Source organism: Shewanella sp. SW32 (assembly GCF_025653365.1).
GTDB classification, from domain to species: Bacteria; Pseudomonadota; Gammaproteobacteria; order Enterobacterales; family Shewanellaceae; genus Shewanella; species Shewanella oncorhynchi.
Genome location: NZ_JAKKSJ010000033.1, coordinates 23,810 through 35,843 on the forward strand (window position 1 = coordinate 23,810; position 12,034 = coordinate 35,843).

Genomic DNA, 12,034 nt, shown 5'->3' on the forward strand with positions numbered 1-12,034 from the left:
AGATAATCCGCACGTAACCGTTTTAGCGCTTATAAATCAGACTCTAGACCGTATTTGTACAGAGCGTTCTTTTTAAGTCCATGAATTTGCGCGGCAATTGCTGCGGCTTTCTTCAATGGCAATTCCTCACATAAGAGTTTGAGCGTATTAATAGCGACGGTGGGAATCGCTTCGTCATCACTCAAATGGTAGCCATGCACCATAAGCACGATTTCACCCTTCTGCTGATTCGGGTCAGTACTTACGGTGGCAAGCACCTCTGAGACAGGACCGGATAAAAAAGTTTCGAAGGTTTTGGTCACTTCACGCGCCATGACGACATGGCGATCACCGCCCAGCACTTCGGCCATAGTCGTTAAGCTATGCTCGATGCGGTGCGGTGATTCATAAAAAATCAGCGTGCGCGGATCTTCTTTCAGTGCCAATAACTTATCGGCGCGGGCTTTTTCTTTTGAGGGCAGAAAACCTTCGAAAGAAAAACGGTCCGATGGCAAACCCGAGGCGCTCAGGGCGGTAATTGCCGCGCAAGGGCCGGGTAAGGGGATCACATTAAACCCAGATTGGCGCACATGGGAAACCAAGTGATAACCCGGATCGGAAATCAACGGGGTACCCGCATCTGAAATTAATGCAATCGACAACCCAGCCGCAAGCTGATCGACAATCCACTGGGCACGAGCGCGCTCGTTATGGTCATGCAGCGCCGTAGTTTTTGTGGTAATACCAAAGTGGCTCAATAACTTACCGCTGTGGCGAGTATCTTCACAGGCGATCAATGAAACCTGATTCAGCACCTCTATTGCCCGTGAGCTCATATCGCCCAAATTACCTATGGGAGTAGGAACTATGTAGAGTGCGACGCTTTGGTCCATATATACCTCTGTAATGACAGTGCCAAGACTTTCGTCAAGCGCGAGAGAAGGTTAAACTAGAGGCTGCATCTTACCAGAGTGAAGCCCAGTGTTAAAAAGCCTGAATACAACTAAGTTCGTTTCCGTGGCCATTTTATCGGTAATCTTGGCGGGTTGTGGCACTTCAACGCCCACCTCGACCGGAACTGCACCCACAGTGGCTACCTCTTTAGCATCCGCACCTTTGTCGGCCAATGTGTATTTGGCACAAGCCGCCAATAGCAAAGATCCGCAGCAGCGCGATACTAATCTGCTGCTCGCAGCCCATGCCTACATCAATGCCAACGACTACGCAGCGGCGCAGAAGCTACTAAAATCGATACAGCCAAGCTTGAATCAGAGCCCAACATTTCTGGCCGAACATAAATACTTGACCGCACGCGTGCTTGAACACACGTCCACCTATAGTGATGCACTTAAAGTTCTGAATTATCCAAGCAATTGGAGTTTGCCAAGCTGGCAGATGACGGCTTATCACCAATTCAAGGCGCATTTATATCAATTGAATAAACAGCCTATTGAGCAAGTGCGTGAACTGAGTTTACTGACGACTTACTTGCCCCCCGCCCAAGCCAACGAGGTGAATAACGCGATTTGGCAAGTTCTGCAGCCAATGCACGAACAAACCTTAAAAGCCTTTACCCAAGATGCTAAGACTCCTGTGTTTACGGGTTGGTTGCAATTGGCTTATATTGCGAAACATTATGCTGTCGATCCGACACAGTTGGTACGCTACTTAGGAGAATGGCAGAAACAAAATCCTTATCATCCTGCAGCGGCTAAGCTACCCGCCGATCTTGACAGAGCCTTAAATGCTAAGCCATTTACGCCAAAAAACATTGCGGTGCTGTTGCCGCTGACGGGCCCAAGAGCTAACGCTGCCAATGCAATTCGCCAAGGCATATTAGCCAGTTACATGGCCAAGCAAAATGACCAAGTCGCAGTCAACTTTTATGACACGGCAAACGATGCTGCCAGCGCTTACCAACAGGCACTAACTGCGGGAGCCGAATTTATTATTGGCCCATTATTGCCTACTGAAATTGAACAACTGCAAGTGATCAATGCGGCAAACGCAGCCACCACTAATGCGGTGACTAATACTGCTAACCCAGACAAAACAGCCAATACAGCACCTGCTACGCCTGTGCCGCAACTATTTTTAAATCAGGTTGATAAGTTCACACCCGATCCGAATAAGTTCTACTTTGCATTATCTCCCGCACAAGAGGCGGCTGATGCGGCGGAGCATTTATATCAAGATGGCGTAACTATGCCGTTACTGCTGGCCAGTAACGATGCCCTTGGCAAACGCATGGCCGAAAGCTTTATTCAAGCATGGAAAAAGAAGAGCGATAACCCTGTCGAAGTTCACTACTTCGATGGCGGTGATAAAATGCGCACCACAGTACAAGATGCCCTTGGCGTGCGCGATAGCCAAGAGCGGATCGCCCGTATTAAAGAGCTGTTAGGCAATTCAGTACAAGCCGACTTCCGCTCGCGCCAAGATATTGATGCCATTTATATGATTTCAACGCCACAGGATCTAACCCTGCTCAAGGCCTTTATCGACGTAAACTTTAGCGTTTTCACACAACCTGTGCCTTTATATACCTCAAGCCGCAGCCGAGTTGAAAATGAAAGCACACAAACGGCGCAGGATTTAAATAACCTGACCCTAAGCGACGCACCTTGGCTAATGCAAAACGGCGAAGAAAATCTGATGGTCAACACACTATTTTCGGGCTGGAATAACAGTCAGAAACGTTTGTTTGTTATGGGTTATGATGCAATGGATTTGATCGGCCGTTTGGCGCAAATGCGCTCATTCACAGGCTATCAATTCAATGGTCGCAGTGGTGCTTTATCTGTCAGTCCAGATGGTATAGTCAACCGCCAATTAAGCTGGGGACGTTATGAAAGAGGTAGCTTCCGCCAGTTATGACACTCGGACAGCAGGCAGAATCGCACGCCCAACGTTACCTTGAACAACAAGGCTTAACTTTTGTCGAACGTAATGTCCGCTATCCGTTTGGGGAAATTGATTTAATCATGCGCCATAAAAACCATTGGGTATTTGTCGAAGTGAAGTATCGTTCGGCAAATCAATATGGCGGCGCATTACAGGCCCTAAGCAGCGCGCAGATTTCGCGAATTCGCAAAGCGGCTAGCCACTATTTACAACTCAATAGACTCGATGTGCCCTGTCGTTTCGATGTCATCGCCATGGAAGCCGATCAAATTCATTGGCTGGTCGATGCCTTTTAAGCGCCAATAGTGAAAGAGTGACTACACAAATTATTTTAACGTCTGTGCCTCAACACGCTTGTGGAAATATGGCATGATAGCAACACTTTATCCTGAAAGGATTTATCCATGTTAGAACGCATTAAAGACAGCTTTACTGAATCTATCCAGACAAAAATCGATGCAGCCGAAGCACTGCCAGAATCAATCGCCAAAGCGGCCGAGATGATGGTGCACTGTCTTTTGGGTGGCAATAAAATCCTTGCTTGCGGTAACGGCGGCAGTGCTGGCGATGCGCAACATTTCTCAGCAGAATTGCTAAACCGCTACGAGATTGAACGTCCACCCTTACCGGCCATAGCTCTGTCTACCGATACTTCAACCATCACAGCGATCGCCAACGACTATAGCTATGATGAGATTTTCTCAAAACAGATTTTTGCCTTAGGTCAACCGGGCGACATTCTGCTAGCTATCTCGACCAGTGGTAACTCAGGTAACGTGATTAAAGCCATTGAAGCCGCATTAAGCCGCGACATGACTATCGTAGCGCTAACAGGTAAAGATGGCGGCGCTATGGCTGGCCTACTGAGCGTGAACGATGTGGAAATCCGCGTACCTTCAAATGTCACTGCACGTATCCAAGAAGTGCACTTACTGGTGATCCATTGCCTGTGTGACAATATTGACCGCACCCTCTTCCCACAGGACGAGCAGCAATGAGACACGCTGCCCCGCTGTTAATGGTTTGCTTGCTGCTTCAAGGCTGCGCCGGTGCCGTTATGGTGGGCGCAGTCAGTGGCGCTATGATGGCCAACGACGAACGTACTGTTAAGACTCAGCTTGATGATACCAATACTGATTTTAAGATCACCAGCGCACTGCTAGAGCAAGAAGATCTTAAAAAACAAACGAATATCACAGGTGTATCCGTCAATGGCAATGTACTTATGATAGGCCAAGCCCCTAACTCTACGTTAAGGGATAAAGCCATCAAGGTCGTACAAGATCTTAAGCTCGGCGGCAAAATACATAATCAAATCCGCATTGGCAATCCAACCTCTTTCACCACCCGCAGCAATGACACTTGGGTTACAACCAAAGTGAAGGGCCGCATGCTGAACGAAAAAGATTTGGATGTGACTCGCATTAAAGTCATCACTGAAAATGGTGAAGTCTTCCTGCTGGGAGTTATTCATCGCTCACAAGCAGACTTAGCTGTTGATATCGCCCGTAATACTGCTGGCGTGCGTAAAGTGGTGAAAGTATTTGAGTATGCTAAGTAATTTTGCAGTTTACCTATTTAAAACTTGAGCCTAAGTGGTGAGCTAACTCGCCCACTTAGGCTTTAACCCTTGCTGTTATTTTCCCGTGAGTGTATCCGCTATCTTAGGTGCCGATTTTGATAGGAGCGATCCTAGCCAAGGTAAAAACAACGAAGGCAATACGATTAAGGCGGCACCGAGCCAACTTAAGTTATCCAACCATTCATCGAACAACAACCAGCCTAAAAAGACAATAAACAACAAGCCTGTGTATTCCGCAATCGCGATATCACTCGCCTGTGCCTTGCGGTAAGCCAGCACACAAAACCAGTGATAAACCAATAAAAATGCGTTGCTCAGCAAGGCCACGCCCACCAGCTCCCAACTCAAACCCTCAATCCCCTGAAACGCTGCAATCACTAACGTTGCCGGAATACCCAGCAAGTTATATAGCATTAGCGTTAGCACGGGATGCTCAGCATGGGGTACTTTTTTAAGTGCTAACTGATTCACTGCAAAAGTAAAAGCAGAAAACAGTACAGCAATGCCGTACCAGTTCATTTCGCTCGGCCGCAGGATAATCAAGATGCCGACAAAACCTAAGCCAGTACAGATTGTCTGAGCAGCGGTGATCCTCTCGCTCAAGAAGAAATACCCCATCAAAATAATCATTAGCGGTGCGGAGTAAAACAATGAGCTAACTGTCGCGAGCGGCAATGCCATTAAGCCAATAATTAAAAAAAGCGCGCCAACTGAGCCTATGTTGGCACGCCAAAGGTGAACTGAGATATGTGTCGTCATCGGACGCTGCGAATACAGCCACACTGGCAACAACATAAATACTGAAGAGATTTGCCTGACAAGGAGGAAAGTCGAGGCACTCGCATCGTCCGGTAACCACTTGATCGATACATCATAGAAGGCACTGAATAGGTTACCTACTATCAATAAAATCAAACCAATAACTACTGGGCGTTGCATTTTTTAACATCCATAAATCTCAATGGCGGCATGATAATCCTCGCAAAACTTAAGCTGAAATGATGCTTTCTCATGCTAGATGAATTAAATTCATACTAAAGCCTTTAGATATTGAAAATCATGAGAAAGCTCCCGCCATTACGCGCTCTACAAGTGTTTGAAGCTGCCGCCAGACAGCAGCATTTTTCTAAGGCCGCCGATGAACTGTGCATCACCCAAAGTGCAGTGTCGCACCAAGTGCGAGTATTAGAAGAGTATTTTGGCGAGCTACTGTTCGACCGTCAGGGGCGTAAACTGCAGTTAACGCCTAAGGGGCACGGACTATTTTTAGAGTTAGAGCGGATATTCAACGAGTTAAGCGACCTCAACTTGAAAGTACGCGATACGCCAAATCAACAGCTCTGCCTAGCCGTTTACAGCTCATTTTCAGTAAAATGGTTGATCCCAAGACTCGCCGATTTTCGCCGCCAATATCCGAGCGTGAAAATCCGCCTCGAGATGATCACCCAAGATCCTGATCTAAGCACCAGCACTGCGGATATCTTCATCGCCGGTAAGCTAAATCAACGTGGTTATTGGCAACAGTTACTGCACAAAGAGCGTTTAATTCCTGTATGCAGCCCCAGTTTTTACCTTAAATGGCGCGATATAAGCCTGAGTAATTTCCAGCAACAAGCTCTGCTGGTGGTTGATGAAGGACCATTAGGGCTCGACTGGCACAAGTGGTCATCGGCGCACCAAATACCACTCGATAACGAACAACAGCATGTGTTTAGTCATATTGTGATGGCGATTGAAGCGGCGATTGCTGGCCAAGGCTTAGCCCTAGCGCCGGACTTTATGGTGGCTGGCGATATCACAACGGGGCGTTTAGTCACCTTGAATCTGCCCGATGTACATACCGGATTTGAATTTACCTTCTTTTGTAAGCAACGCCGTTTATCAGAACCTGCGATTGCCGCTTTCTCATCTTGGCTAAAATCACAGGCTTAGGATGAATTTACAGGCACAAAAAAGCCGACGCGAACGTCGGCTTAATTTATCGATCGATTGATTACACTAACAAACCAATCTTCTCATACACTTTCTTCAGGGTCACTTCGGCGCGCGCCTGCGCACTCTGTGCACCAGCTTTCATCACTTGGTCTAAGTAAGCGCGATCGCTACGAATCGCGCGGTAACGCTCTTGCAGTGGCTCTAACATGCTCACAACCGCTTCACCTGCTGCACCTTTCAAATGACCATACATCTTGCCTTCAAACTCGGCTTCTAGGCTCGCAATGCTTTGCCCTGTCACACCCGACATGAGACTCAGCAGGTTAGAAACACCCGGTTTATTATCCACATCAAAACGCACGACTGGCGGCTCATCACTGTCTGTCATGGCTTTTTTCAGCTTCTTCAGCACTGATTTCGGATCTTCTAGCAGGCCGATAACGTTATTACGGTTATCGTCTGACTTAGACATCTTCTTTAGCGGCTCCTGCAGCGACATGACTTTAGCGCCAAGTTCAGGAATAAACGGCTCAGGAATGGTGAAAGTATCACCATAGGCATTGTTAAAGCGAGTAGCGATATCACGCGTTAACTCAAGGTGTTGCTTCTGATCTTGGCCAACGGGGATTTCGTTCGCTTGATAAATCAGAATATCCGCCGCCATCAACACTGGGTAGCCAAATAAACCCACGTTGATGTTGTTGGCGTGCTTTTGTGATTTATCTTTAAACTGAGTCATGCGGCTCAACTCACCCATTTGGGTATAGCAGTTTAATGCCCAACCCAATTGCGTATGTTGTGGCACCTGTGACTGGATAAACACTGTACTCTTTTTAGGATCGACGCCACAGGCCAAATACAGGGCTAAGGTATCTAAACACGCTTCGCGCAACGCTTTAGGATCTTGGCGCACAGTAATGGCATGCAAATCAACTACACAATACAGGCAGTCGTGGCTATCTTGCATCGCAACCCATTGACGCAATGCACCCATGTAGTTACCTATGGTTAATTCGCCGGACGGCTGTGCACCGCTGAGTACTATGGGTTTGGTCATTACGTCATTGCTCCACTATCTATATATAAAAAGACTAAAAAAATCGACTAAAAAACAGGTAACCCCCATTACTTGGTAGGTTTTACCCAGTTCAGAATCTCACTAAATTGCTCACATACGGCATCTGGGCCACTGAGCCCAATATCTTCACCGTAGTTGTAGCCGTAGGTCAAGCCGATTGACGCTATCCCAGCCGCTTTCGCCGCTAAAATGTCGTTTTTAGAATCGCCGACCATCAATAACTCAGTTTTCTCCAATTGCCACTCATGCAATAAATGCTGCAGCGGCAAAGGGTCGGGCTTCATCTTAGCTAAGGTATCGCCACCTAACACTAAGCTGAAAAAGTCGTTAATCCCAAAAGCATTGAGTAATGGCATGGTAAAACGATAGGGTTTATTGGTGACAACCGCTAACTTAAAGCCTGCATCAAACAAAGTTTGCAGCACTTGATGCACGTCGCTATACAGCGCACTGTGCTTTTCAAGATTTTCTTGATAATGATGCATAAAAATCGGCATAGCCGCATCAAGGGTTGTTTGCTCAACATCCGTACCCAAAGTATGACTCATAGCACGGCGCATCAACATCTCTGCACCGTTACCGACCCAAGTACGAACTTGCGCCTCAGAGCAGCTCTTCAAACCTAACTCGGCTAAGGCTTCCTGCGTGGCAACGGTTAGGTCAGGCACACTGTCAATCAGCGTGCCATCTAGATCAAACGCAATCGCTTTAATCTTATCCCACATGGCTATGCCCCAACTTTAGCAAGTTCGGCACGCATCTCATCAACAACGGCCTTATAATCGGGCTTGCCGAAAATAGCCGAGCCCGCAACAAACATGTCCGCACCGGCGGCCGCGATTTCGGCGATATTGTCGACCTTAACGCCGCCATCGACTTCTAAGCGAATATCGAACCCACTGGCATCAATACGCGCACGCACTTGGCGCAGCTTATCTAAGGTTGATGGAATAAAGGATTGACCACCAAAACCAGGGTTCACTGACATCAATAGGATCACGTCGAGTTTATCCATCACATGGTCAAGATAATGCAGTGGTGTCGCAGGATTAAACACGAGACCCGCCTTGCAACCGCACTCTTTGATGAGCTGAAGAGTGCGATCGACGTGCTCAGAGGCTTCTGGGTGGAAAGTAATAATAGACGCGCCCGCTTTAGCAAAATCAGGCACGATACGGTCAACCGGCTTGACCATCAAATGCACATCAATATCAGCGGTAATACCGTAGTTACGCAGTGCCTGGCACACCATAGGGCCAATCGTTAAGTTAGGAACATAGTGATTATCCATCACATCAAAATGTACTACGTCGGTTCCCGCATCTAACACAGCTTTTACATCGTCACCCAAACGGGCAAAATCGGCAGATAAAATTGATGGAGCAATCAAGAATGGACGCATAAAACACTCGCTGCTATTTGGATAAAAAGTGCCTTATTTTACCCTGAGCCAAGCTAAGCCTCTATAGCTAAAGCCACATTTCTGGCAATTGATCCGCTATGCCTATGTCAGCAAAGCAGCACACTCTGCAGCTATCGCAGTAAATTGGGGCTTAGATTCGGTAAAATAAGCTAATATTTCCGAGCATTTTGGCTGGAATTGATAATTTTTTGTTCATAAACTAAGCGAGTTTGTTATACTCGAGGCGCAGTGCTGGTTCATTCCAAAGGAAGCGTTATGATGGAACGGTTTAGTCAGTTTTCACACTATGTTAGGTCGGTGACATTCAAGTCATCTATGATGTTGGCATTTACTGCAGTTGTAGTGGCCACGCTAGCTTTTGGCGTTGAAAAACTTACGGAAAATACCGAAACTGCATCTTGCGCTTGTAGCAATGACACTCGTTACAACAATGCACTGCCCAGTAGCCACCCTAATAATCGCTGCGCCGATCAAGCACAAACCTTAAGCTGGAAAACGTGGCTTACAGGTAAAAACCGTTCGAGTCAGTTCCACTTTGTCGATCTACTTGAGCTATTACATGGTCATCAAGATAAACCTATGGATGATCTCAAGCCCACTACGTCGCATCTCGCCTATTAATGCTTAGCCGCATTTGGCAAGTATTCCACAGTACCGTTGCCGCCTTTTTCGGGGTACAAACTAGCGAAAATCGTAAAAAAGATTTTCAAACCAGTTCCCCATTGCCCTACATAGTGATGGGCATAGTGTTAGCTGTTATCCTAGTGGCAAGTCTGATGTTTCTCGTAGGACAAGTGCTTAGCTAAACGTTATTTATGTTGAAACTAGTCGTCTTTTGGATCGTAGTTTTCATCATATAGCGCCATCAACTCATCCACTTTGTTACGACCACTGCCATTTTGGCTAATGTTGCGTTGCACTTGAATTTTCGCTAAATGCGCGCCGCGATATAACTCGCGAGTTAATGGAATATCGTGATTACTAATCAATACCGGAATACCACGCTCTAACGCGGTATGGCGCGAATGACGAGCCAGCAGTGCTTGATCGTCTAAACTAAAACCTGCGCCAACATATGTCGTGAAACTGGATGTAGTAGATAACGGTGCGTAAGGTGGATCGCAATAGATAACATCGCCACTGCGTGTCTGCTCAAAGGCTTTTTCGTAACCAATGCATTTAAACTCAGCACGTTGCGCTTTTTCAGAAAAGGCCCAGATTTCCTTTTCGGGGAAATAAGGTTTTTTATAGGAGCCGAAGGGCACATTGAAGCCACCCTTACGGTTATAACGGCATAAGCCATTAAAACCATGGCGATTTAAATAAAGAAAATACACAGAACGCTGGAAAGGGTCGCGACATTTATTAAAGTCGGTTCGCACCTGATAGTAAGCTTCCTTTTGATTCATCTCATCGACAAACAATGCTTTAGCTGCGGCAATGTATGCTTCTGGTTGATGCTTCACTATCTGATATAACTCGATCAAGTCCTGATTAATGTCACAGAGCAGGTAGCTAGGATAATCCGTATTCAAGAAAACGGATCCTGCACCCACAAACGGCTCGACCAAACGGTCTCCTGCGGGTAAATAACTGGCTAAATCATCCACCAATTTAAATTTACCGCCAGCCCACTTAAGGAAGGCTCTGTGTTTTTTTATCATTTAACTTGATGAATGCCGACAAAAATAAAGGTCATGATTGTACTCTGTTTATTCTGAAATTTCACGATTTGAGAGACTTTCTTCTACTTGATAATCTTTCAAATCGGCCCATTTTCTGACCCAAGGTTGCTCAAAACGATACTCCTTAACCAATTGAGCCGCCGCATTCGAAGCCAATTTGCTACTGCTGTAGTGACCAACGAGAACAACCCACCGCTGTTTATACTTTGCGACTCGAACGCCCTCGACATTCTCAAGACTCTTTAATGTCGAACTCAGGGTATCTAACTGAGCAACACTCGCTATTTGTACGGTATAACCTTTGAGTGGCTTTTGCGGTTCCAAAACTGTTTTATCAACCTTTGCAGCCTCTGGCGCTGGAGACTGAACATCTACCATTTTAGCTTGAGGCTCATCATCACCAAAAGACTTGCTACTCACTTCACCAACACTCACTAAGGCTGCATCATCAGGCTCTGGATGTGGTGCCTCACCATGAAATTCACTTAATGGATCGACAGCCTGTTCTGTTTTGGCTTTGGATGTATCTAGTTCGTTAACTTTCACGGTTACGGCCGCAAACTTTAATTGTTCAGCGCGCAGAGCAAAATAGGGGGCTAAGATTTTTTGCCCATAGGACAAGAAAGCGGGTGAATCTATCGCAGGAAAAGTCGCAGTCTCTATGGCTTGCTCTTCAGAAAATGGTTGAGTAACACCAAGCCAAATACCTAGCGCTAACAACATGCTCACAGCTGTCACCATCACAGCTTTATATTTCATCCAAGAAGATGTTTTCTCTTGCGGGCTATGCAAGGCTTTATCTAACAGATTGACCACTTCTTGCGGCGTACCCGTTTGCTTCTCAAGCTGACTGCGTACGATTTCCCTTGGCGTAAAAGGGTTTTGATCGCTGTATCTCAGTAATGTTTGATACAAAGCTTCACGCTCTGGCATGGCTAACGGCTCAATACTGATAGGTAATATTTGCCGCCGCAATTGCTCGGGTAATTGTGGCAATAGGTCCGCTAAGAATGCCGGTGGAACCGTGAGCGTGACGGCAATATTCTTACCCGCACACTGAATTTGATTGAGAATAATACACTCAGCCCATAGCGCCTTAGGCAATAAATGCGCATCATCGATAATGATATGTAGGGGTTTAGTTTGCGTGCTCGCAAGCCGCAACAGAGTATCGGCGAGGGGAATGTCGTCGTCAAAAATAGGGGATGAAATTAGCTGGACTAGAATTTTGCGGCGTATCTCAGCGTTATCGGCATGCATAGGACAAATCACAAATGCCGCATTTGACTCGTCAAAATCGGTCGCTAATCCGGTAACTAAGGTCGTTTTTCCTGAACCGCTGACACCAGAAAGCACCAGCAGCTGATCGCTATAACTGGCAACATGATGCATTCTTTGTATGAGGGCTTCCTGAGAAGGAAGCAAGACAGAACCCTGAAACGTCACTC

14 protein-coding genes are annotated in these 12,034 nt (G+C 46.5%); 7 read left to right on the top strand and 7 right to left on the bottom strand.

The genetic code is table 11. The features are described 5' to 3' along the window. Positions 1-29: 29 nt before the first annotated feature. Positions 30-872: a 16S rRNA (cytidine(1402)-2'-O)-methyltransferase gene (rsmI, locus tag L5M28_RS18125; protein ID WP_263196813.1), complete on the bottom strand. Its 843-nt coding sequence runs from the start codon at positions 870-872 to the stop codon at positions 30-32. 88 nt (positions 873-960) lie between these two features. On the opposite strand from rsmI, the gene L5M28_RS18130 reads away from it, so the two are divergent. The 4 genes from L5M28_RS18130 (at position 961) to dolP (ending at position 4,444) form a co-directional block, all read left to right on the top strand. Then, positions 961-2,856, top strand: a complete 1,896-nt coding sequence (locus tag L5M28_RS18130) for a penicillin-binding protein activator (RefSeq protein ID WP_113941449.1) — start codon at positions 961-963, stop codon at positions 2,854-2,856. After that, the gene (locus L5M28_RS18135) at positions 2,853-3,179 is read left to right on the top strand and encodes a YraN family protein (RefSeq protein WP_105250524.1); all 327 of its coding nucleotides are present in this window, start codon (positions 2,853-2,855) and stop codon (positions 3,177-3,179) included. The genes L5M28_RS18130 and L5M28_RS18135 overlap by 4 nt, the downstream gene beginning before the upstream one ends. A gap of 108 nt (positions 3,180-3,287) precedes the next feature. Continuing rightward, complete coding sequence (locus tag L5M28_RS18140; RefSeq protein WP_105250525.1) at positions 3,288-3,881, top strand: phosphoheptose isomerase; 594 nt, start codon at positions 3,288-3,290, stop codon at positions 3,879-3,881. Continuing rightward, entirely contained in the window at positions 3,878-4,444 is a 567-nt protein-coding gene (dolP, locus tag L5M28_RS18145; protein WP_105250526.1) for a division/outer membrane stress-associated lipid-binding lipoprotein, read from the top strand. The genes L5M28_RS18140 and dolP overlap by 4 nt, the downstream gene beginning before the upstream one ends. 75 nt (positions 4,445-4,519) lie before the next feature. Here the strand turns inward: dolP and L5M28_RS18150 are convergent, their stop codons facing one another. Further along, entirely contained in the window at positions 4,520-5,404 is an 885-nt protein-coding gene (locus L5M28_RS18150) for a DMT family transporter (protein WP_131525400.1), read from the bottom strand. A 120-nt stretch (positions 5,405-5,524) separates the two neighbouring features. Here L5M28_RS18150 and L5M28_RS18155 point away from each other — a divergent pair, with 120 nt between their 5' ends. Continuing rightward, positions 5,525-6,397 carry a LysR substrate-binding domain-containing protein gene (locus L5M28_RS18155; RefSeq protein ID WP_173248100.1) on the top strand — a complete coding sequence of 291 codons (873 nt, stop codon included), beginning with the start codon at positions 5,525-5,527 and terminating at the stop codon, positions 6,395-6,397. A gap of 61 nt (positions 6,398-6,458) precedes the next feature. Here L5M28_RS18155 and trpS read toward each other — a convergent pair whose 3' ends face one another. The 3 genes from trpS to rpe form a co-directional block, all read right to left on the bottom strand. Continuing rightward, a complete protein-coding gene (gene trpS, locus L5M28_RS18160) occupies positions 6,459-7,457 on the bottom strand; it encodes a tryptophan--tRNA ligase (RefSeq protein WP_113941452.1) in 999 nt (332 codons plus the stop codon). A gap of 68 nt (positions 7,458-7,525) precedes the next feature. Continuing rightward, positions 7,526-8,203, bottom strand: a complete 678-nt coding sequence (locus L5M28_RS18165; protein ID WP_173248102.1) for a phosphoglycolate phosphatase — start codon at positions 8,201-8,203, stop codon at positions 7,526-7,528. Positions 8,204-8,205: 2 nt separating this feature from the next. Next, positions 8,206-8,880: a ribulose-phosphate 3-epimerase gene (gene rpe / locus L5M28_RS18170; protein WP_012090481.1), complete on the bottom strand. Its 675-nt coding sequence runs from the start codon at positions 8,878-8,880 to the stop codon at positions 8,206-8,208. Positions 8,881-9,156: 276 nt separating this feature from the next. On the opposite strand from rpe, the gene L5M28_RS18175 reads away from it, so the two are divergent. Both L5M28_RS18175 and L5M28_RS18180 read left to right on the top strand, forming a co-directional pair. Continuing rightward, positions 9,157-9,522, top strand: a complete 366-nt coding sequence (locus L5M28_RS18175; RefSeq protein ID WP_105250531.1) for a hypothetical protein — start codon at positions 9,157-9,159, stop codon at positions 9,520-9,522. Beyond that, a complete protein-coding gene (locus L5M28_RS18180) occupies positions 9,522-9,707 on the top strand; it encodes a DUF2970 domain-containing protein (protein WP_105250532.1) in 186 nt (61 codons plus the stop codon). The genes L5M28_RS18175 and L5M28_RS18180 overlap by 1 nt, the downstream gene beginning before the upstream one ends. A gap of 18 nt (positions 9,708-9,725) precedes the next feature. Here L5M28_RS18180 and L5M28_RS18185 read toward each other — a convergent pair whose 3' ends face one another. Continuing rightward, positions 9,726-10,565, bottom strand: a complete 840-nt coding sequence (locus L5M28_RS18185; RefSeq protein WP_131525404.1) for a Dam family site-specific DNA-(adenine-N6)-methyltransferase — start codon at positions 10,563-10,565, stop codon at positions 9,726-9,728. A 48-nt stretch (positions 10,566-10,613) separates the two neighbouring features. Further along, positions 10,614-12,032 carry an AAA family ATPase gene (locus L5M28_RS18190; RefSeq protein WP_263196805.1) on the bottom strand — a complete coding sequence of 473 codons (1,419 nt, stop codon included), beginning with the start codon at positions 12,030-12,032 and terminating at the stop codon, positions 10,614-10,616. Positions 12,033-12,034: the final 2 nt, after the last annotated feature.

Coding starts and splice junctions, on each gene's coding strand:
- rsmI (WP_263196813.1), bottom strand. CDS start 872: ATGGACCAAAGCGTCGCACTCTACATAGTTCCTACTCCCATAGGTAAT.
- L5M28_RS18135 (WP_105250524.1), top strand. CDS start 2,853: ATGACACTCGGACAGCAGGCAGAATCGCACGCCCAACGTTACCTTGAA.
- L5M28_RS18140 (WP_105250525.1), top strand. CDS start 3,288: ATGTTAGAACGCATTAAAGACAGCTTTACTGAATCTATCCAGACAAAA.
- dolP (WP_105250526.1), top strand. CDS start 3,878: ATGAGACACGCTGCCCCGCTGTTAATGGTTTGCTTGCTGCTTCAAGGC.
- L5M28_RS18150 (WP_131525400.1), bottom strand. CDS start 5,404: ATGCAACGCCCAGTAGTTATTGGTTTGATTTTATTGATAGTAGGTAAC.
- L5M28_RS18155 (WP_173248100.1), top strand. CDS start 5,525: ATGAGAAAGCTCCCGCCATTACGCGCTCTACAAGTGTTTGAAGCTGCC.
- trpS (WP_113941452.1), bottom strand. CDS start 7,457: ATGACCAAACCCATAGTACTCAGCGGTGCACAGCCGTCCGGCGAATTA.
- L5M28_RS18165 (WP_173248102.1), bottom strand. CDS start 8,203: ATGTGGGATAAGATTAAAGCGATTGCGTTTGATCTAGATGGCACGCTG.
- rpe (WP_012090481.1), bottom strand. CDS start 8,880: ATGCGTCCATTCTTGATTGCTCCATCAATTTTATCTGCCGATTTTGCC.
- L5M28_RS18175 (WP_105250531.1), top strand. CDS start 9,157: ATGATGGAACGGTTTAGTCAGTTTTCACACTATGTTAGGTCGGTGACA.
- L5M28_RS18180 (WP_105250532.1), top strand. CDS start 9,522: ATGCTTAGCCGCATTTGGCAAGTATTCCACAGTACCGTTGCCGCCTTT.
- L5M28_RS18185 (WP_131525404.1), bottom strand. CDS start 10,565: ATGATAAAAAAACACAGAGCCTTCCTTAAGTGGGCTGGCGGTAAATTT.